This is a genomic window from Thalassotalea sp. 273M-4 (assembly GCF_041410465.1).
In the GTDB taxonomy this organism is placed as follows: domain Bacteria; phylum Pseudomonadota; class Gammaproteobacteria; order Enterobacterales; family Alteromonadaceae; genus Thalassotalea_A; species Thalassotalea_A aquiviva.
The window spans coordinates 3,004,803-3,026,534 of the sequence record NZ_CP166961.1 but is presented as its reverse complement, the minus strand read 5'-3'; the positions used below and the strand labels follow the sequence as shown (position 1 = coordinate 3,026,534).

Annotated in this window: 15 protein-coding genes; 7 read left to right on the top strand and 8 right to left on the bottom strand. The window is 41.7% G+C overall.

The window, feature by feature from the left end:
* Positions 1 to 117 precede the first annotated feature (117 nt).
* Positions 118 to 1,161, top strand: coding sequence for a flavin reductase family protein (locus ACAY00_RS13515; protein WP_371374764.1), 1,044 nt, complete (start codon positions 118 to 120; stop codon positions 1,159 to 1,161).
* On the top strand, positions 1,158 to 2,219 hold the full coding sequence (locus tag ACAY00_RS13510) for a fatty acid desaturase (RefSeq protein ID WP_371374761.1): 1,062 nt from the start codon (positions 1,158 to 1,160) through the stop codon (positions 2,217 to 2,219). Before ACAY00_RS13515 ends, ACAY00_RS13510 begins: the two co-directional genes overlap by 4 nt.
* Before the next feature lie 132 nt (positions 2,220 to 2,351).
* Here ACAY00_RS13510 and ACAY00_RS13505 read toward each other — a convergent pair whose 3' ends face one another.
* The 3 genes from ACAY00_RS13505 to ACAY00_RS13495 form a co-directional block, all read right to left on the bottom strand.
* Positions 2,352 to 4,448 carry a TonB-dependent receptor gene (locus ACAY00_RS13505; protein WP_371374759.1) on the bottom strand — a complete coding sequence of 699 codons (2,097 nt, stop codon included), beginning with the start codon at positions 4,446 to 4,448 and terminating at the stop codon, positions 2,352 to 2,354.
* Positions 4,449 to 4,704: 256 nt separating this feature from the next.
* Entirely contained in the window at positions 4,705 to 6,108 is a 1,404-nt protein-coding gene (gene fumC / locus ACAY00_RS13500) for a class II fumarate hydratase (protein WP_371374756.1), read from the bottom strand.
* Positions 6,109 to 6,388: 280 nt separating this feature from the next.
* Positions 6,389 to 7,144: a cytochrome b/b6 domain-containing protein gene (locus ACAY00_RS13495; RefSeq protein WP_371374753.1), complete on the bottom strand. Its 756-nt coding sequence runs from the start codon at positions 7,142 to 7,144 to the stop codon at positions 6,389 to 6,391.
* A gap of 529 nt (positions 7,145 to 7,673) precedes the next feature.
* Between ACAY00_RS13495 and traF the strand changes: the two genes are divergently transcribed.
* Positions 7,674 to 8,981, top strand: a complete 1,308-nt coding sequence (gene traF, locus ACAY00_RS13490) for a conjugal transfer protein TraF (RefSeq protein ID WP_371374751.1) — start codon at positions 7,674 to 7,676, stop codon at positions 8,979 to 8,981.
* A gap of 200 nt (positions 8,982 to 9,181) precedes the next feature.
* Here traF and ACAY00_RS13485 read toward each other — a convergent pair whose 3' ends face one another.
* Complete coding sequence (locus tag ACAY00_RS13485; protein WP_371374748.1) at positions 9,182 to 10,072, bottom strand: LysR family transcriptional regulator; 891 nt, start codon at positions 10,070 to 10,072, stop codon at positions 9,182 to 9,184.
* Positions 10,073 to 10,216: 144 nt separating this feature from the next.
* Between ACAY00_RS13485 and ACAY00_RS13480 the strand changes: the two genes are divergently transcribed.
* The 4 genes from ACAY00_RS13480 to ACAY00_RS13465 all read left to right on the top strand — a co-directional run bounded on the left by ACAY00_RS13480 (position 10,217) and on the right by ACAY00_RS13465 (position 17,177).
* A complete protein-coding gene (locus ACAY00_RS13480) occupies positions 10,217 to 10,642 on the top strand; it encodes a hypothetical protein (protein ID WP_371374745.1) in 426 nt (141 codons plus the stop codon).
* A gap of 17 nt (positions 10,643 to 10,659) precedes the next feature.
* Entirely contained in the window at positions 10,660 to 11,880 is a 1,221-nt protein-coding gene (gene nhaA / locus ACAY00_RS13475) for a Na+/H+ antiporter NhaA (protein ID WP_371374743.1), read from the top strand.
* A gap of 326 nt (positions 11,881 to 12,206) precedes the next feature.
* Positions 12,207 to 14,636 (top strand): glycerol-3-phosphate 1-O-acyltransferase PlsB, encoded by a 2,430-nt coding sequence (gene plsB / locus ACAY00_RS13470; RefSeq protein WP_371374741.1) that lies wholly within the window; start codon positions 12,207 to 12,209, stop codon positions 14,634 to 14,636.
* Between the two features lie 621 nt (positions 14,637 to 15,257).
* Positions 15,258 to 17,177 (top strand): alpha/beta hydrolase domain-containing protein, encoded by a 1,920-nt coding sequence (locus ACAY00_RS13465; RefSeq protein ID WP_371374738.1) that lies wholly within the window; start codon positions 15,258 to 15,260, stop codon positions 17,175 to 17,177.
* Positions 17,178 to 17,314: 137 nt separating this feature from the next.
* Here the strand turns inward: ACAY00_RS13465 and ACAY00_RS13460 are convergent, their stop codons facing one another.
* Genes ACAY00_RS13460 through hemC form a run of 4 tightly spaced genes read right to left on the bottom strand, consistent with a single transcriptional unit; the run spans position 17,315 to position 21,672 of the window.
* The gene (locus ACAY00_RS13460; protein WP_371374735.1) at positions 17,315 to 18,511 is read right to left on the bottom strand and encodes a heme biosynthesis HemY N-terminal domain-containing protein; all 1,197 of its coding nucleotides are present in this window, start codon (positions 18,509 to 18,511) and stop codon (positions 17,315 to 17,317) included.
* Complete coding sequence (locus ACAY00_RS13455) at positions 18,511 to 19,980, bottom strand: uroporphyrinogen-III C-methyltransferase (RefSeq protein WP_371374732.1); 1,470 nt, start codon at positions 19,978 to 19,980, stop codon at positions 18,511 to 18,513. Before ACAY00_RS13455 ends, ACAY00_RS13460 begins: the two co-directional genes overlap by 1 nt.
* The gene (locus ACAY00_RS13450) at positions 19,977 to 20,753 is read right to left on the bottom strand and encodes a uroporphyrinogen-III synthase (RefSeq protein ID WP_371374729.1); all 777 of its coding nucleotides are present in this window, start codon (positions 20,751 to 20,753) and stop codon (positions 19,977 to 19,979) included. Before ACAY00_RS13450 ends, ACAY00_RS13455 begins: the two co-directional genes overlap by 4 nt.
* Positions 20,740 to 21,672, bottom strand: a complete 933-nt coding sequence (gene hemC, locus ACAY00_RS13445; RefSeq protein WP_371374726.1) for a hydroxymethylbilane synthase — start codon at positions 21,670 to 21,672, stop codon at positions 20,740 to 20,742. The genes ACAY00_RS13450 and hemC overlap by 14 nt, the downstream gene beginning before the upstream one ends.
* Positions 21,673 to 21,732: the final 60 nt, after the last annotated feature.

Here is a 21,732-nt window from a genome sequence, read left to right as displayed (position 1 = left end):
AGTAAAAACACAACGCATATTAGAACCCTTACTCTAAACAGGGTTGATTTTTAATTTTTTGAGTTTACACTTGTGCGCTAATTTAAGTGTACACATGTAAACTCAATTGGTGTATTTATGAAAAAAACTTTGAATTGGGTCAGCCAAAATTTGCTGCACCATTCATCTTGGGGGGCGTATTTTGAGCCTCTGATACAAGTATTTAAACCCGCTTGGCGCGAAGGCTATTACCGAGCAACAGTAGTGGCTATCGAAGAGTTGATGGAAAATACCATAGCCTTGACCCTAGCCGTTGAAAAGTCTTGGCCAATTCATCAAGCAGGTCAGCACATAGAGTTGACCTTGCAACTTAATGGTCGATTAATCACTAGGGTGTTTACTATTGCCTCCTCACCACAACAGGCTAAGACCAAACAAAACATTCGATTGGTCATCAAACAGCAACGCAACGGTCAGTTGACTCCCTCATTGCATGAACTAGCCGTGGGCCATTGGGTTAATATTTCATCGCCAAAAGGCGAGTTTGTTGTTGAGCATCTTGCGAAGAAGTCACTGTGCTTGGCGGCAGGTTCTGGGATCACGCCATTTATTGCGATGGTTGAAGCTTTAAAAGCGCGTCATAGTAATCAATCTCAGGTGCACTTGCTTTACTATGCAAAAAAAGGCGAACACTTGTTAGTTGATGAGTTGTCGGCTTTAGCAAAAGACATCCCAAATTTCAGCTTTGAATTAATGACTCGCCAAACGCATGGCGATGTTGGTGAGCAACTTGCCAATTTTGCGCATACGGCACTGTATGTTTGTGGCCCGAATGCGTTCTACCAAAGTGTTGCCGATTTTGCTAAAGAAACTGGCAGCGAGCTTTACTCTGAGCATTTTTCACTGATTGCGTTTGCCCCATCTGAACAAGCAACGTTTGATTTGTCATACAACGGCAAGACGTTAGCGATCAGTAATTCATCCACCCTTTTACCCCAATTACTCGACTTAGGCGAGCGTGTTACCTATGGCTGCAAAATGGGGATTTGTCATCAGTGCCAATGTACGAAAAAAAGCGGTGTGGTGAAAAATGTTCTCACCGGAAAACTATCCGATAGAGGCGAAGAGCTAATTCAACTTTGTGTATCTCAAGTAATGACTGATGTGGAGCTAAAGATATGAGCCAAGTAACGAGTCCTAATTATGAGCGATTAGCCGAACAGCTTGATCAACTTAAAGCCTCAACAATGGAAAAAGTTGGGCAAGATGATGCAAACTACATCAAAAAGGTGATTATTGCGCAAAGACTGTTTGAATGGGGAGGCAGAATTTTATTGCTGCTGGGTTTTGTCAGTCCTATCCTTTGGGTGTTTGGCGTATTATCGCTGGCGCTTGGTAAAATTTTGGACAATATGGAAATTGGTCATAATGTGATGCACGGGCAGTACGACTGGATGAATGACAAACATATTAATGCCAAAGCGTATGAATGGGATATAGCCTGTGATGGTGCAAGTTGGAATCGAGTGCATAACTACGAACATCACACCTATACCAACATTATCGGTAAAGACCGAGACTTTGGTTACGGGCTTTTACGCTTGTCTAATGACTTTCGTTGGCGGGTGAAAAACCTTTGGCAATTTGTTACCTACCTCTTGCTGAGTGTGTTTTTTCAATGGGGGGTGGCGTATCATGAAATGGCGGCGGAGCGCGTCTTCTTTGGTAAGAAAAAACAAAATCGAGATCACAAAGTTACGCACGCAGAACTTAAAAAACGCTTTTTTAGTAAAGGTGCAAGGCAACTGGTTAAGGATTATTTGTTGTTTCCCTTACTGGCGGGACCGTTTTTTCTCTCGGTGTTATTAGGGAATTTTTGCGCCAATATTTTACGAAACTTATGGACATCCACCATTATCTTTTGTGGTCACTTTACCGGCGATGTGAAAACTTTTTCCGAGCAAGAATGCCAAAATGAAAGCCGAGGTCAGTGGTATTATCGTCAAGCGTTAGGTTCGTCAAACTTAAAGGGTGGCAACTGGTTTCATATTTTAACCGGACACTTGAGCTTTCAAATCGAGCATCATTTGTTTCCTGATATGCCGGCTAAAAGGTATCAAGAGGTGGCGCCAGAGGTGCAAAACATATTTAAAGAGCACAAAATTCATTACAATACTGGCAGCTTTTTAAGCCAATATGCTTCGGTACTAAAGAGAATTATTCGTTATTCTTTCCCATAGTTATGTTGTTGGCTAGGCAGTGAATGACTTTTCATCTGATTTTATTAAGGATGGAAACAACGTAAAAAACAAAAGCGCTTTAGCATAAAGCGCTTTTTTATTTTTTAAATACTCATTTAACGGGGTATTAAATTAGATGCTGCCAACTATCGATAACATTGCATGCATTGGGGCTCCAACACTGACTTGGTGAGTAGAGTGAGCATTGGGGAAATACAACTCATCGGTTACGTTTTCGATGTTTAACTGTAAACGTAAATCATCGGAAAGATCATAATAAATGGCGGCATCAACCCGAGTGTAACTTGGTAAAATCGCTGAGTTCGTGTTGTTGATGTAGCTTTCGCCTTGGTGGGTTAAACCTAAGCCAATACCTAAAGCAGGGGACACTTGATACGTACTCCACAGCGAGTAAGTTTGCGCGGGAAGTTCGCGTGGGGTTCTTCCGGTGGCACCATTTCTATTAACAATTTCACCATTAAGACGGCTATAGTTGGCCAAAACAAACCAATCTTCGGTGACGTTTCCGGTTAATTGAAATTCAAAGCCTGAAATCTCTTGGTCTACAACATCGAATGTTGATGGGTCATTGTCGGCAATTTGTGGCGAACTTTGGGTATTTTCAAATACCGCCGCAGTTACACTTAATGCATTTGCAAAGTCCCATTTTATGCCCATTTCTCTGTTGCTAAAGGTGTCTGGCGCAAGCTTGTCATCGTTGCCATTTATATCGGTATATTGCTCACCACTTCGCGGTAAAAACGACTCACTGTAACTGGCATAAAGTGACACATTTTCTTGGGGTTTATACACCATCCCCATACGAGGCGATATCTCTTCGTCGATGCGGGTACGGGTTTCGAGTACCGCAGGGTCGGCGTTAAAGACGTTAATATCAAAACGGTCAAAGCGCGCACCTAAGACAAGATCAAAGTGCTCTGAAAGGGCGATTTCATCTTGTAGATAAACCGAAATAACATCTAATCTTACACGAGTATCGTCGTTTAAATCGCTAAATGCCACACTAAAGCGTTCACCATCGGCATTAGTCCCGGCTAGGTTATTAAAGCTTAATGAACTTTCCACTAAGAAGTTCTCTTTGTCATTGCCTGTGGTGCTAAAAACGGGATTAAAGCGGTCTTGATTTGAATGGGTACGAATCATTTCACTACCAAAAAGTAGGGTATGGCCAAAAGCACCGGTTTCAAACTCGCTCACCAAAGTTGCCGAAAGAATAAGGTTGTCACGCAAGGTCGTATCAATATAACCGTCGAGGGTGACTATGTTGCTTGAACTGTCGTAATCAGTGGCGTAAAAATTTGAATATAGTTTATCGTAATCACCATAAAAGGCACTGAAGTTACCTTTTATGTAATCGTTAAATTGGTGCTCTAAGGCGACACGAAATACATGTGCTTCAAGCTCTTGAAAGTTATTTTTGGGATCGGCAAAGACCGCATCTTCTAATGCTTTGACGGGCTTGCCATTGTCATCGGTGGCAATACCTCTGTCGATAAAGCGTTGATGATTAATGTACTCGTATGACAAATCAACCGTGGTGTCGGCATTTAATTGCAAGCGGGCGGTAGGGTTAATGCCAGTGCGTTCACCTGCAAAATAATCCCGATGATTTTCCAGTTGTTCGTACATTGCATTTATACGTATGGCCGAATCTTCAGAAGTAATCACATTGGTATCTAACTCTACATTGTAGCCACCGAATGAATTAAACATTGTTTTGTAATGGCTAAAGTTTTGAGTAAATTCAGCTTTTTTAGATACTCGATTTAAGATGCCACCAGTACCACCTCGGCCAAACAGGAGCGCATTAGGACCACGTAAAATTTCAACTTGTTCTACGTTATACAATGAGCGGTAATATTGTACATCGTCGCGATTGCCATCCATAAAAAAGTCAGCGGTTGAACGAACTCCTCGAAATACCACCGCATCCCGATGCCCTTCGCCTTGCGAGCTATTGACCCCTGGTGTGTAGTCAATAATGTCACTAATGCTGGTAATACCACGAGCGGTGATTTCATCGGCTGTGACTATGGTTAAGCTTTGGGGAACATCAATAACTGGGGTAGGGGATTTAATCGAGTTTGACTCGTTAACCGATAAGTTTTTGCCTTCAACAACAATGCGTTCAATGTCATTGTTTAGTTCTGCAACTGCACTATGACTGACCAGCAATGTGGCCGCAATGGTAGAAAGTTTAAATTTCATTTGTCCTCCAACGTGACTCAGTAACGTTTAGCAAGTGATGCAATTAATGGCGTGTTTTTAAGCCATATGGTTAATCTCTGTTTTGTAATTTAGCACAGTTAAATCTAAATGCGAATGATTTTTATTTAGATTGGATTGTTTTTGACAAAAGGAAGAACGCACACATTTGATTCATCGTGTGCTGACAGTGAATGCGGTGGCACCGACATAGGATTTAAGGTATAGCAAATCCACTTTGGGTTGAAATTTCGAAAAGTTAATCGTCCTTAGGGCTTGGCTTGGTCATTTTTATGGGGTCAACCCACTGGTTAAATTGCTCTTTGGTTACTAGGTTTGATGCCAGCGCTGCGTCCCGTAATGAACTTCCCTCGCGATGCGCTTTTTGGGCTATTTTGGCGGCATTCTCATAACCTATGTGTGGGCTTAATGCCGTCACTAGCATTAACGATTGACTGACAAGTTTTGAAATTTGAGCTTCATTTGGCTCAATCCCGTTAATGCATCGGGTGGCAAAACTTTGACAACCATCACTTAATAAGCGTATAGATTGCAACAGATTGTAAATGATCACTGGCTTAAATACATTAAGTTCGAAGTGGCCATTGGAACCGGCAATAGAAATGGTGGTATGGTTTCCCATGACCTGAGCGGCAATCATGGTCAAAGCTTCGCATTGAGTAGGGTTAACTTTGCCGGGCATAATAGACGAGCCGGGTTCATTTTCGGGTAGGTGAATTTCATTGATCCCACAACGGGGGCCCGCCGACAGCATTCGTATGTCGTTGGCTATTTTCATTATGCTCACAGCTATGGTGTTAAGTACACCACTGACGTCAACGAGGGGGTCATGTGTTGCCAGTGCGGCAAATTTATTGCTGCTCGGCGTAAACTCAAGCCCCGTAAATTTTGCCACTTGCTGGCAGAACTTATGGTCAAACCCTGCAACCGTATTAAGCCCAGTACCAACGGCAGTGCCTCCTTGAGCAAGCTGATATAGACTCGGTAACGTTGCGTTTATTTTTATGATGGCATGCTCTAATTGGGCAGCATAGCCTGAAAACTCTTGTCCTAGTGTGATGGGCGTGGCGTCTTGCAAATGGGTACGGCCAATTTTTATTAAGTCACTGTATTGTAGTGACTTTGTTTTCAGTTCTTGGTGTAAGGTGTTTAGTGCAGGCAGTAACCTATGGTGTATTTCTAACGCTGTTGCAATGTGCATCGCGGTTGGAAAGCTATCATTGGAAGATTGCCCAAGGTTGCAGTGGTCATTGGGGTGAACAGGGCTGTTAGTCCCAAGTGCTGTACCTAACAATTCATTCGCTCTGTTGGCAATAACTTCATTTGCATTCATATGGGTCTGGGTACCAGAGCCCGTTTGCCAAACTGTCAAAGGAAAGTGCTGATTAAGCTGTCCTGTTGCCACTTCGGTTGCTGCCGATATGATGGCTTTGGCAATATGATCGTCAAGCAGGCCTAAATCGCGATTTACTTTCGCAGCGCTGAGTTTGACAATGCCTAATGCGCTAATAAGTGGTTCGGGTATGGTTTCTGTACCAATGGGAAAATTGATTAAAGAGCGCATTGATTGGGCGCCGTAATATTTATCATTTGGAACTTGTAACTCGCCCATGGAGTCATGTTCGATGCGATAGTGTGTCATAGGCTTTTGGTGGGGCGTCCTTTGTTGCAAACATTTGCTACTGTCTTGCCTTCATTATAGGCATTAATTGTTTGCCATGAGTTTCATCAGCAACTTAGATGTTCTAAGCAAATTAATCGCGCAAGCAGTATTGGTAACGAACTTAATGGGATTGCTATTTTTACCCTATAGATTTCTTTGTCGCTTTAGCAAGTAACTAAATGCAATTAAGCGCAATTAAGCGCAATTAAGTGCAATTAAGCAACTAAACGCAGTAAGCAAGGTGCAACGGAGCCTGAAGTTACGGGTCTATGGGCTTGTCTTTGATATATTTTTTGCCCGTTATCATGGCGGATACAAGGCCATTTTTTTCTTTAATTTCAGTAAAAACCACACCGACTAAATGTAAGCCAATAAAGAACAACAGCAGATAAAATGTCAGCACATGCAAATTAATGATTGGCTTTCTATATGCTCGCATTTGGGCATAGGCCTTAGCATCAACGCCTTCCTTTGAGCCCGGCGTTAGCTTAACAATGTTGCTTGACTCGTTATCTGATTTGCCAACATATTCTGCGATTTTATGACCAAAAGGAGGAAAGTATAAATCCGTACCCGCTAAAATTAAGCCTGTAGAGCCTTGTACTATCATCAAGGTAAATAATACGCTAATCATCAGCTTAGCCAGTGGGTTATGACCTACATAGGGTGATGTTGGTTGCTGGCGAATGGCCGCTAGGTATGACTTTAGCTCACCAAAAAAGCCTTTATAAAAAGGCGATACTCGGTTCCATCGAGCGTATTTATTGCCGATAAACCCCCAAATCATTCGCCCAATTAAGTTAACCACAAAGACATAGCCAATATAAACATGAATGGTTTTGAGTAAAATTTTACCCTCGCCACTGACGCCAAAACTTTTGCTATTTAAAATAAAGAGCCCTACCGCCATCAGGCCAAGAATGCAGATAACATTGAGCCAATGGAACAACCTAACGCCTTTATCCCAGACTTTAAACAAACCATATTTTGGCTGCCTAGCTGTTTTCGTATTCATTGGCATGGCTCCTTTTGGGGGCATCGGTCTGGCGAAATTTTTGGTTTAAATTATTGGCGCAAAAAGCGCCCTATCTACAGGAAAAGATGAGGGCACCTTAAGTTTAGAATATCCCATCGAACCGTGCTTAGAAGCGCAGATAAAATCTTTCATCATGTTGGCGAATTGTTAATTATGTTGTGATTTCGTTATTGGTCGCAACCCTTGTTATATAAGGCTTTTAGCCTAAGTTTTGAAATAATTTTTAGCTATAGATGACGCTTGGTTTTTAGGCTCTGATTATAAAAAAGTACAAAAAGAAACCGTTCGATAATATATGTAAAAAAACCTTTGAAAGGCTAGGGTTGCTCTGTTAAATTCGCGCCATAATTATCCCTGCTGGCTTGTTGAATCGGGTGTAAAAAATGACTCAAGCAGATGCGCTTGGTTGTCATGTTTTATGAAAAGACAATATCAGAAGCAAACTAAACACTTCTCATATGGTTTTACTTCGCTTCAGTGAGCCTGCTTTTTATTTGGTATGGAATATATGAAAAATAAAGTAGCGCTAGGTGTTGGTATTGCTCTGTTGTCTTGCTCAGTAAATGCTTCAAGCCTTTCAACCACAAATCAAGCAAAGTCCTTAGCTATGGGTGGCGTTGGTATCGCCGTTACCGACATTACTAATGCAATGACCCACAACCCTGCAATTTTGTCATCGGTAAAAGTAAGAGATAGTTGGTTTCTTTCTCTGCCAACGATTACTTTAGGTGTTAACGATGAAGATGAATTCGTTGATGCCTTAGATGAGTTTCAAGATAAAGACAGTATTGACGAACTTGAGTATGCCATTGACATGGCCGGTTACCCTGGTAGCTATAACCATGTTGCCGAAGTTGCAGATCGTTTATCGGGTGACTTAGAAGAGATTTCAGATCGTCGTATTGAAGCTGATGCCGGGGCCATTGTCTCACTTGCTGTACCGAGCCAAACATTGGGTTTTGGTTTGAAGGTTAATGTAGGAGCGAGCGTGGGTGGTGAGATTCACTATCGCGACGCCGAAACATTAACGGGCTTATCGAGCGACTTAAGAGCTTACGAAGACTGTTACCAGGCTAATATGAATCTGACCGGTAGTTGTATGCCAGAAGAATTAGCCTTGAACTATGTTGATCCAATCAGTGGTGAAGTGAACTTTAACGTTGATGACGATTTGCAATCTGAAGTTGTCGCTCAAGGTTTAGTGGTTGGTGAAGCGGGTTTAGCTTTTACTCATATGGTTGATTTTGATGGTATACCCGTGTCTTTTAGTGTTATGCCTAAAATGCAAAAAATCAGTGTGTATCACTATGCGGTTGGAGTCGATAATGCTGATTTAGATGATATCGGTGAAGATGAATATCTAACTGAAAAAACAGCCTTTAATGCCGACCTAGGGATGTTAGTAGAGTTAAACGAGCATATTAATTTAGGTATGACTCTAACCAATATTGTGGCGCAAGAGCTACAAACGGCAACAGCAATTGCTGAAGGTGGTGCGTTAGTTGAGCTAGGTCCACAAGCTAAAATTGGTGCCGCATTTGAATACGGCTGGCTTACCTTAGCTGTAGATGCAGATTTAACCAAAAATAAAGTACCTTTTTGCCCAGATGAGCAAGTTGTTGCTTTTGGCGCAGAATTAGATGCTTGGGATGTTGCTAAAATTCGTGTTGGTTTTCAACATGATTTAGAAAACGCTGACGGCGATTTAATCAGCGCAGGTTTTGGCCTGAATCTATTGGGTCTGACATTAGACATTGGTGCTGCAACCAATGATGATGTTGCGATTGCGAGTTTGCAACTAGGTTATAAATGGTAATAATCGTTAGCAACAGTCATCCAGTTAATGTCGCTTAATCTCGGTGTTTCAAGTTTATTTAAACAATACGCTTATCAGTAACACCAAGTTGAGAAATTAAAATAATGATGCTCAAACTTCGGTTAAGCGATATCTTGATGGAGATCTTTTAAGATCTCCATTTTTTTTGCTAGATTTTCATTGCTTTGTATCCGCAAAGGTTATTGATTCTTCTTGGCATGATTAACAATGGCCTTAACTATCGGCGGTAAAAAAGAACGTTTGGGGGTTATGGCAAAATAATCTTGCTTGATATGTTCAAACTCACAAACCAATGACACCTCAAATGTCGACATAATTTCTTGTTTTAAGATTAATGGCGCAGCAAAAGAACCAAAACCATCGCGACCTAGCGTTTTCATTAACGCAATATCGCTGGCATACATACTGACTGTGGGTGCAATATGGTGTTGTTCAAACCATTGTTCTAATTGCATGCACAAAGGAGTGCCAAGCCCGGGCATAACAAAACGTTTTTGATCTAAAGAATGGGGTAAGTTATCGCTAATCTTGGTGGCCAAAGGTTCTGGTGAAAACAAACCAATAGGGCTGGTGCCAATGCGTTCACAATGCGCGTTCAGGTGGTACTTAGACGGCATCGGTAACTCGGTTAAAATCAAATCAATCTCATAATTACATTGACGTTCAATAAGCTCCTCTAAGCTACCATCCTGACAGTCAACTTGGTGGGTTTTATGATGATCTAACAACGGGGTTAACCACATACTGACTAAAGATTTGGGCAGCCCATCGGTGATCCCGACTCGGCAGTAATTCGACCAATCTTGTTCACCTGTTTGTATTGTTTGCATCCATTCATTTGCTTTATTAAACATCTCATCGGCATATACTTTAGTTAGCACCCCGTAATCTGTTAGGGCTAAAGTTCGGCCGCGTTTTTCAAATAGCTTACGTTCAAGTCGTTGTTCAAGGGAAGCGATTTGTGCACTGACGGTTTGTGGGGTCAGGTGTAAGCTTTTAGCCGCTTTGCTAATACCACCCTCATTGGCGGTTACCCAAAAGTAGTACAAATGGTTAAAGTTTATATTCATAACGTTTCGCTTTTATCGAATTATTTATAAGGTTAAAACAGATATTATCTTATATTTAACTTTAGTAGAGTGAAATAGATGATGTAGATCAATCTTTTGCTGTCATTTTAACGATGAAACCCGAAGGGCTTCCTAGGAGCGACAATGTACAAATTATGGCTGGTTAGCGTTTCTTTATTTTGGAGCTTAAATGCGCACGCTAATGATGATGTGTTTTCGGCAGAAAAATACATCAAGACATGCTTGCAAGCGCAATTGAGTGATTCAGAACGACTCAGATGCAGTGGCTTCTTTTACGGCTTACTCAGTAAACAACAAAACTTATTGTCTAGCGATGACTCTGATGGTGTTATTGAGCGGGCCAAAAGTACCCGCAAGGCGGTCAACAATTATGCTTCTGTAAAAGGTCGAAATTTAGGGCTTTCAGCTATTTGTGTACCAGCGGGACTGGATTTAGATGAGTTTCGCAGGGTGATTAAAGAGTCGATGGATAACAGCAAAATTTATGACTACAGCGTAGAGGGCATCAGCACAACGTTAGCCTATTCTTTTCAATGTTCTTCAGAGTAATATCTTAAACATATTTTATGCCTACAATAATTCGTAAGTTTTTCGATCATGATGCTGCTTCTGGCATCGTTTTAATGGTTGCCGCCTTGTTAGCGTTAGTGGTTGCCAATAGTCCATTGTCGGTATTTTACGAAATGCTGATCAGTATTCCAGCAGGGATACATATTGGACAACTAAGCATAGATAAACCCATTTTATTATGGGTTAATGACGGCTTAATGGCGGTGTTTTTCTTTTTAATTGGGCTTGAGCTTAAGCGCGAAATCTTACAAGGCGAGCTGTCTAAGCCAAGCCAAGTGGCGTTGCCTGTGATGGGAGCCATTGGCGGGATGATAGTTCCGGCGGCCATTTATTTGCTGTTTAACATCGATAATGAAACAACCCGCCAAGGTTGGGCAATTCCAGCCGCAACCGATATCGCATTTGCTTTGGGTATTCTGGCGTTGCTTGGCAAGCAAGTCCCGACCGCGCTAAAAGTGTTTTTGGTGACCTTAGCCATCATCGATGATATTGGTGCGATAGTCATTATTGCCTTATTTTACACCGACGATATCGCTAATACGCCACTGTATATTGCCTGTGCTTGTTTAGCCATTTTATGGTGGTTCAATCGCCGTAATATCACCGACATCCCAGCTTATATGCTTGTTGGTGCTGTATTGTGGATCTCGGTTTTAAAGTCAGGCGTGCATGCCACCTTGGCCGGTGTGTTATTGGCGTTCTTTATTCCGATGGAAGATAAAAAGAATAAATATTTCTCTCCGGCGCAGCATCTAGAAGACAGCCTGCACTCGTCAGTAGTCTTTGTTATTTTACCTATTTTCGCCTTTGCCAATGCTGGCATTTCCGTCACCACCATCAATATGGAAGCCATTTTGCACCCAGTCACTTTGGGTATTGCGTTTGGTTTGTTATTGGGCAAACCTTTAGGGGTGTTTGGTATTTGTTATCTTGCTGTCAAAACAAAGCTGGCCAAATTACCTCAAGGGATGACCATGCTACAACTTGCCGGACTTTCCTGTTTGTGTGGTGTTGGTTTTACCATGAGCTTATTTATAGGTTCATTAGCCTTTGAAGCCACAGGTAAGATGATTGATGAACGCTTAGGCATTTTAACCGGGTCATTTTTATCGGCTTTATTGGGGTTTGCATTGGTAAAATTTTCATTGCTTAAGAGCCCTCAAGGCGATACAAAGGTGGATGATTCTGTTGATATTGCGACCAACAAATCAAACTAATCCAACATTTAAGCGGTTACTCAGGGGCTTGCATAAAATCACCAAGCCCCGTTATATATTATTGATAACGTAAAGTTATTTTGCAGTTAACAGCGATGTTTTGATGTTGATGCCTAAACCACGAAGCTGTTAGCTAAGCGTTATGAGCGAAAAAGTCCCCAATGTTTTTCTATACTCAGATAAAAAATCTATACTAATAGACGGCATAAATGAATTAGCCTAAGTAAGCGCTAATAAGTTGAATGTAAATCGAATTGGTATGAAATATCGGTTTAGTGTTATTATGTGCGCCAGTTTTTTATTCTACAAAAGAGTTCGTGAATTTCATGCGCAAGCTGTTTTATTTTTTGCTGTCTTGGCCAGTACGCTTACTGGTTAAATGTAAAATTATCCCAGATAACACCTTGGAGTCCTTAGACATTAAGGATACTAAGTCGATTTTTTATGTGGTACCGCATCGCTCTGCCAGTGATTTATTGGCTCTACAGGGGGTTTGTCGAAAATTAAACTTACCTGACCCCCTTGAAGAAGTAACCATTAACGGCAAAACTTATACGCGTTGTATTTGCTTATCTAAACCTAACTCTATATTTCCTTGGGTTAAAAAAGGTAAAACCAGCGCCATTGAACATGGCCAAGCTTTATTACAGCACTTTAAAGACCATCCTGATGAAAGCACCAAGCTCATCCCAGTAAACCTTCTATGGGGGCGCAAGCCAACCAAAGAACATAAAGCCAATATGGGAACCGTATTAGCCGATGAAGCATCACCAAACTTTCTTCGTAAGTTTTGGATAGTGCTATTTCTTGGTCGTGATACCATGGCCCGTTTTAGCCCAGCATTTAGTGTAACCGAAGTCGTTGAAACCCAAGGTAGCGATGAAATTGCCGCTAAAAAATTAATTCGTATGGCGCGTTTTCATTTTTACCGTCAGACAATCTCGGCAACAGGGCCAAGACTGATGGACCGCGAACGCACCTATATGGCGCTGTTTGCGAACCCATCGATAAAGCGTTTGATTAAAGACGAAGCGCGTTCAAAAGGGGTCTCAGAAGCTGAGATTAAAAGCAAAGCGTTGACCATCATGAAAGAAATCGTTGCCGATTACCGTGAAGGCACCATACGTTTAGGCGATCGCGTTCTAACTTGGTTATGGAATCGATTATACGATGATATTCAGGTTAAAAACGCTGACCGATTACGCAAGTTATCGGAAGAGGGTCACGAGATTATTTATGTGCCTTGTCATCGCTCCCACATGGATTACTTATTGCTAACCCATATTATTTATCACCAAGGCTTAGTGACCCCACGCATTGCTGCCGGTATTAACCTCGATTTTTGGCCAGCCGGTCCAATTTTTAGAAAAGCAGGGGCGTTTTTTATTCGCCGAAGCTTTCGCGGTAACCGTTTGTACTCAACTATCTTTAGAGAATATCTAGGCTTACTGTTTGAGCGCGGATACTCGGTAAAATACTACACCGAAGGTGGTCGTAGCCGAACCGGGCGTTTATTAACGCCAAAAACCGGCATGTTAGCGATGACAGTGCAAAGTATGCTTAAAGGTATTGACCGTCCATTAACGTTGGTACCGGTTTATATTGGCTACGAACATGTGATGGAAGTCGCTACCTATCATAAAGAATTAAAAGGCAGTTCAAAGCAAAAAGAGTCGGCCTTTGGTATCGTCAAAGCGATTCGTAAATTACGAAATTACGGTAAGGGTTTCGTTAATTTTGGTGAGCCGATTAACATTAACGACTTTCTTAATGCGCAAGTACCAAACTGGAAAGAAGCCATCGACCCTATTGAACCACAAAAACCGCAATGGTTAAGTCCTGTGGTTAACAGTATGGCCAATCAGGTGATGGTGGAAATCAATAAAGCGGTGGCACTAAATTCAGTGACCTTAGTCTCATTAATTTTGCTGAACTCTGAAAATAACGCGCTGACCCGAAAAGAGCTAGAAGAGCAATTAGCGTTTTATATTGATATGCAAAAACTGGCTCCATTTAGTAAAGACATTACGTTGCCACAAGAAAGTGCGTCCAGTTTGGTTGATAGCGTGATCCGCTTGAATAAAGTGCAAGTGACCGACGATGCTTTAGGTCAGATTATTTCACTTGATCAACACCAGGCGCTTGAGATGGGGTATTATCGCAATAACATCATTCATTCTTATATGTTGGCGTCGGTCGTGACCCGCTTACTGCAAACACATGAAAAGCTGACGGCAAAAGAAATAAGCTCAAAAGCGATGGTGTTAGCCCAATTGTTAAAGCAAGAGCTGTTTTTAGACTTTGATGAGTCGATAATGGATGAGCGAATCATCGATATTTTATCGGTGTTGGTGAATAAAAGCGTTATTAAGCACACGAAAGCAGGCTATTACAGCTTAAATGATGGCCATCAGGTGAACTTAATTAACAACATGGCTTCGTGTATTAGTGAAACTGTGCAACGTTATGCGATTGTACTTAAAATCATTTATAAGCAATCGCCGGTCAGTCGCTCCAATTTAGAGTCAGATGCCACCACACTAGCTCAGCGCATGTCGCAATTGCATAGCATCAATGCCCCTGAGTTTGTTGACACCAAAGCGCAGGCAAGCATCGTCAATGCCCTTAAAGATAATGGCTATATACAAACCGACGCCGAAGGCCGGTTTGTTGCCAACGAATCTTTGCAAGACCTGCAAGATCTGTTGAACCATTTAATTGAGCCGGATGTGCATCAAAGCATATTAAACTCATAAACGAATCGATACTAAAAACGGGGCCTGCCCCGTTTTTTTATGCCTGTTGATCCAGATCAGCACTCTGTTGGGCTGTTGTCATATCCTAGTTATAAATTTAGGAGACAACAATGATACCAACCCCACTAAGTTTTTGCTCACTCAGCGAGAATATAAAGGTTTTTTAGGCAAGTTATTGATTGCAGGCAATGGTCATTCCCTTGTCAAAATCAATAAAGCAGAATAAAAACCTTTAAAACTCGCCCTTTGGGAGTGCATCAGATATTCATTAATGGCTTTAAATTTTTGTACCATAGAATGACTATGCTAAAAAAATTTAATTTGTTAATGAACCTCTGATGTCACTCTGTGTTGTGCAAAAACTTAATGGGATTGGTATGAATAACCTATCAACTTTATTATCTGATCCTGTCGTATGGATTTCAGCTTTAGGCTTAACCTCTGTGTTGGCTATATGTACTTTTTACGTATTTTTTTCTTAAAGAAAATGAATCAAGACAGCTAATGTATTTGGCGTTGCGATGTCAGTCGACACCTTTGAATAAATTTTAATCAAATCGTTGCATTTCTCATATTTGTGCGTAAGCTATCAATAGGTACTAACAATAATAATATGAGTTTATGGAACTAATTCAAAAGGTTATCTTTAAGGGCTTAGTGCTATTTTTAGCTTGTTCGGGCTTTATGGCGCAGGCCGCTTTAGTGTCTGAAAAAGTCACATCGACTAAAAAATTCACCCATAATGGCATCCCAATGGAAGCAATTTCCGGGGTGTTTTATTTTGAATTTGATCCCACGTTATCTAAAAACCAAAGTATCGTTGATATTAAGCTAGCACCTAAAACCGCAAAAGGCATGGTTAAAGCTAACGCCAACTTTTACATTATCCAACCGCAAGATCCAGAACAACGTCAAGGCGGGTTAATTGAGATAAGTCATAATGGTTCAAAATCGGCGTTAACCTATTTTAACTACGCGAAGGCAAACTTAACACCACAGTCCTCGGCTGATTTAGGCGATGGTTTTATTCAGCAGCTAGGTTTGTCAATGATTTGGATTGGTTGGCAACCGGATGTGCCAAATAAAGACAATTTAATGCGAGCAAACTTACCTCGGATCCAGAATAAAAGAGGTTGGGTTCGAAGTGATTGGACCATTTCTGAGGCTAAAAATACGTTGCGGTTAGCGCATCGAGATAGTATCGATACAGCGTATCCTGTTGATAGATCAAGACTTGATGAAGCTTGGCTGACCAGGCGTTTGGGTCGCAACGAATTAAGAACGGTAGTCCCAGCGCCGTTATGGAAATTTAATGGTGCTGGTGATGCAATCGAAGGAAATTTTCCACAAGGCATTTATGAGCTTGTCTACCCTGCACGAGATCCCTTTGTGGTCGGCCTAGGTTTAGCAATTGTTCGTGACACCGCCGAATACGTAAAGTCCGATAGCAGTAAATACCTTGTGCCTAAAACTATGGCTTTTGGCGAGGCTCAGACCGGACGCTTCTTAAGACACTTCCTTAATCAGGGCTTTAATGAAACCGAATTAGGGCAAATCGCATTTGATGGGATGTTCATTCATTCTGCTGGTGCTGGACGGGGCAGTTTTAACCACAGGTTTGCACAACCTTCTCGGGATGGTCATCGCTTCTCTACCTTTTTCTCACCAACGGATTTGTTTCCATTTACCACGACTCGAGTTCGCTCAAATATTACCAATAAAAAACGCGGGTTGTTAAAGCGTAATCACGATGATTTTTACCCGAAAATGTTTTCAGTCAATACCGGCTATGAGTATTGGGGTCGGGCAGCGGCATTGATCCACACGCATGAAGTACATGATATTGCACCGATAAAATCAGAGCGAATTTACCACTTAGCGTCGACTCAACATTATGTTGAATCAAGCAGTCATATGACCTTGGTGGACAGAAAAAATAAAGTCTATCAGGGCAATCCGCTCGACTTTAAAGTGCACCTAAGGGCATTACTGTCGCACTTACGCGAATGGGTTATTGCCAATAAAGAGCCACCAGCGAATGCTTATCCTAGATTTGCAGACCAATCATTAATTAATTTTGCCCATTTTGAATTACCTAGTTGGTTAAATCTGGAAAAACCTTACAAGCCGCACACAGTATACCATATGAACTTTGGTCCTCGTTGGGTTGAAGAAGGGATCATTGATAAACAGCCGCCTCAAGTGCAGGTCGAAACCGTGCCTCCAGTTCCCAATGTCGATTTAAATGGCCATGAATTGGGTGGCATCCGACACCCATTAATTGAGAAACCTTTGGCGACATTCTTACCTTGGATGTTACGTTATGGTAAGTTTGCCGAAAACGAAATGGTCGATTTTCGCGGTGGGGTTAAGCGCTGGGATAAACAAACCATTATTACGCGTTATTCCAATAAAGGTAAATATTTAAGGCAGGTCGATAAAGAGATCGCAAAGAACATTGAAAAAGGTTGGTTACTTCCCGTTGATAAAGCTCGGGTTAAGCAACAAGCCAGTTGGCTGTGGGATTGGAGTATGAATTAATCGATCTGGCTCGAACTAAAAAAAATCCCGAAACAATTGACCTTGCTTCGGGATTTTTTGTTATCAATTTTTGCCTAAACAATTAGATTTTGGCGATTGAACCAATACCTAATAGGATTGGTAATCAATCGAAAATATTACCAGTTGAGCTCTTCAAAATTGTTAACAAGTTCTTCGTAGGCACGGCTGGCTTGTTCAAACTCACCAAGTTGTTGCAACAATTTAGCGTAGCGCTGTAAATCTTCTGGTGTTTGGCGTATTTTGAGCGCGCTTATAAAGGCTTTTCTGGCTTTTTCATGCTCACCATTGTTGCCACAAAAATGCGCTAAAACACTAAGCCAAAAGCGATTTTCAGGGTGCTTAAGCAACTGCTTTTGAATGCTAGCAATGACGTTCTGACTGACTTTTATCGGCAGTTGCTTAAGTTTATTTAACAACGCCTCGTTATGGGATTTTTTCAGCAGAGGTAAAATAATATCATCGGCTTGTTGATGGCTACCATGTTGAGCGATTAATTCGATATAGGCCAACAAAATCCCTTCTTGTTGTCGGTCTTTACGAGATAATTCCTTGTAGGCGGTTTCAACGGCGGCAATATTTTTTTGGTGATATAAATCTTGTAAATAGGCTTTAAAGACCGCGTACTCTAGCTCGGTTAATTGTTCGCTATCGGCCTGCTTTTGTTTTCTCAGTTGTTTTAAGGTTTCAATGGCAACTTGGTAGCGTTGCTCGTGTAAACACACCTTAGTTTCGATAAACAATAAGCGATGATCATGACCAATGAGTTTATGGTGATGATCCAGTAAATCTCGTGCTCGTTTAAAATCGTTGGCTTTTAACCGTAGAGTTAAGGTTACTAACAAGGTTTCAGTGCTAAAGTCTTGTTGGGCTTTAGGGTAATCGTTGATGTAATTTAGGTAGTTTTCGCGCTCTGCTGTTTTACTTTGTTTGTGCGCACTTACTGCGGATACTAGCCACGCTGTAGTTGGTAGTTTGCTGGCAATAGCGCTGTTGGCTAATAAGTTTTCAGCACGGGCATAATCATCACATAAAAATGCGGCTATGCCGTTCTCAAATTGATTTTTGGCTTTACGCTCGCTTTTAAACAGCCAAAAGTTCCAAGTGTTACTGCCAAAAATTAAACAACGACGAATAAACCATATCAGTGACGTGAGAACAAAAGCTAAAATCAGTAATAAGGCAATAACGCCAAGCACGGTCATTTCCCATGAGTAACCTGCAAGTGAGATCAGGACATAACCTTTTTCTTCAATCAGTAAGGGAGCGACAGCGACCCCTAACAACAACAGAATAAATAATACTAATAAACGCATTAAATAATTCCTTCTGCTTCGTTGCCCGTATCAACCTTGGTCTTTTCATTGTTCGGAGCCGACTTTGTTGGTGCTGGCTTTTCAGCCTCAGTTTTGGCTTCTGTTTTAGGTTTGGGTGGCGGCGAGTATTGACCATCGCTTAAGCTGCGTAAGAGTTTTTGTAATTCAGCATGAGAGCGTAATGTTAACGGGATATCTTGGGTGATAGGCGACTCTTTTAACTCTTGTAATCGAGCTAAAAGTTGTTGTGTTTGACTGGCTTCAAGATCAAAGTACTGATTTATCCATAAGGTTAAATCAGCAACGCTTTGCTGATATAAGGTCTCACTTTCTTGGCTTATTGCCCATTGAATTTGTTGCACTTTTAGCGCCAAGTTTTGGAATAAATAGGCTTCATTTTTGGGCGCCATCAACGCAAGTGCAGAACCATTTTGACGGCGAGGAATAAAGAAGTTGCGAATAAACTTATCCCAACTACGAGCTAGATTTTGACGCCAATCGGCGACATCATGAGACAACTCTTGGGCGCTTTCTAATGGAGCATCTTGTTCAATTTCAATCGACTTTAACGGCAGCGAGTTAATTTGTTTGGCAAGAGTCATAAAGCTTAAAATCATTGCCTCAGTATCGATAGAAGGTAACAGACGCAATTGCTCAATATCTTCTTGCAGTAAGGCTTTGATCTTAAATAATCGAGCATCATTGCTGTCATTTATCCGACTTCTCGCTTCGACTAACATTGCGATTGCGGTTTTGATGTCTTTTTCAAGCCATAATAAGCGACTGGCATTGCGCACCAGATATTCGGTTTCAATCAAGTGCCAGTTATCTGGTTGTCTCGCTGCCATTTGTTTTAGTAGCGACTCCATTTGACCGATTTGGCGTTGATTTTTTTGTTGCCAGTCTTGCTCAATCTGCTGCAGTTGGCGCTGGTAACTGGTTTTAAGCGCATTTAATTGGCGACCAACGTCTTGCTCTAAATTGCCTATTTGCTGGCTTTGTTGTTGATTCCATACCGCTAACTGGTCTTGCTGAGCTCTTTGCTGTTGAGCGATTTGGGGTTGATGCCAGAAGTAGTAGGCAATAATCAAAATCAGCGCGATTAAAGCGATGATGAAGGCAATAATAGCGGTTTTAGATATAGGTGGCTTGTTATTCACAATCTGTTCTGACTTCCTTGAAACGGGCGACGCGGTGTTGTTATCTTGAGCTGTTTTTTTGGCGGCAGTGGCATCTTCGCCTTTAGCGCCTTGTTTGTGGTCATTATGGGCTCGGGCTTGGGCGGCAATCTTTGTTGCTTCTGCAGCGGACAGTTTTGCGCTGGGTTGGTTTACTGTGGCAGAGGTGTCTTGAGGTTCTTTACCTTGGGTCTGCTCTGAACTTTTACTCGCGGCATCATCGGATGCGCTTTCAGACTTTGCTGGGTTGGCATGGGGTTGATCAGATTTTTTCGGATCTTTGCTACTCATAATTGAATTCCGTCAGACAAGTTTTGATTACCTAAACTACTCGCATGATGAATGGCGTTGTATATTGCCTGATTGTTCGCGCCATCTGCATTGATAATATTCTTCAGCCCCAATTGTTGGCCTGTATGGGCAATTCGTTCACTGGCAACGACCCATAGAGCGGATTTTAATGCCTTGGACGAAGAGCAAATTGTGAATAATTTCAATAACATCTCATTACTGGTAACCACAATACAATTAATTTGTGCTTGATGCCATCTTTCAATGACCGATTGTTGAGGTATCAACCACTTGCGTTCATACACTTCAGTATAGGTGACGATTGCGCCGCGCTCTATTAACTGCTGTTTTAAAGCTTCACGCCCGCCATTGCCGCGCACGATTAAAATCTTTTTATTTTTAACTTTGTTAAGCTCGGTTAACTCTAGCAAGCCTTCCGTCGTATGTTGAGAAGGCACAATAATCGGATTGGTTAACGTTTGCTTAAGGGCGTTTGCGGTGGCATCACCAACGGCAATTATGCAGCCAAGGTGGTCTTTATTTTGTTGCAGGAAGGGACGAGAAAAACGTACAGAGGGCTCGCTGATAAAAATTAATATATCGTAATATTGTTGACTAAGTTGTTGATTTAAATTGCTTAGTCCAGCACCTTCTTGATAGCAAAGCAAGGGCCAAATCTCGATGCTATTAGCAATAGGGGTTAACGCTTTTGCTAATAGCCGAGACTTTTCTAGAGGTCTTGTCAGAAGAATATTAAGCTTATTTTTGTTCATACACCTTAGCGAGTATTTTATCGGCCCCTTGGTTTAATAAATCTTGGGCTAACGCATGACCCAGTTCGTCGTATTCTAACATCGGGCCACTAATGTCTGCCGTTAACAGGGTTTCGCCATTGACATCACCGACTAAACCGCGCAGGTATATGGTGTCATTATTTAAAATGGCGTAACTGCCAATTGGTACCTGACAACCACCTTCTAGCGCTCGGTTCATCGCACGTTCTGCCAACACGCGATAACGAGTTGGTTTGTGTTCTAACGGAGCTAATAAGGCTTTAATTCTGGCATCGTCACTTCGACATTCAATGCCGACTGCGCCTTGACCGTTTGCTGGTAGCATGGTTTCTGGTTCAATGTACTGAGCAATTCTATCGACCATGTTTAATCGAATAAGCCCTGCAGCCGCTAGGATAATGGCGTCATAATTGCCAGCATCTAATTTAGCTAGGCGGGTATTTACATTACCGCGCAAGTCCACAATGTTTAAATCAGGGCGCCAAGATTTTAACTGACATTGGCGGCGTAAACTTGACGTACCAACGGTAGCACCTTTGGGTAAGTCTTGCAGTTTAGAGTAAACATTTGAAACAAACGCATCGCGTGGATCTTCGCGTTCACAAATGACTTCTAAACCTAAGCCTTGGGGAAACTCTACGGGGACATCTTTCATCGAGTGCACTGCGATATCGGCGCGATTTTCTAACATCGCCACTTCCAACTCTTTGACAAATAGGCCTTTACCTCCAACTTTGGATAACGGCGAGTCTAAAATAATATCGCCTTTGGTCACCATAGGAACTAACTCTACGATAAGATCAGGGTGGAAATGCTCTAAACGTGCTTTAACAAACTCAGCCTGCCATAAAGCCAGTGCACTTTTTCGAGTAGCGATTTTTAAAATATTTTGACTCATATTTGTCTCAAATTGGGTTCTATCTGTATTAGCTTTTCTATCGAGTATAAGGTTCTATTT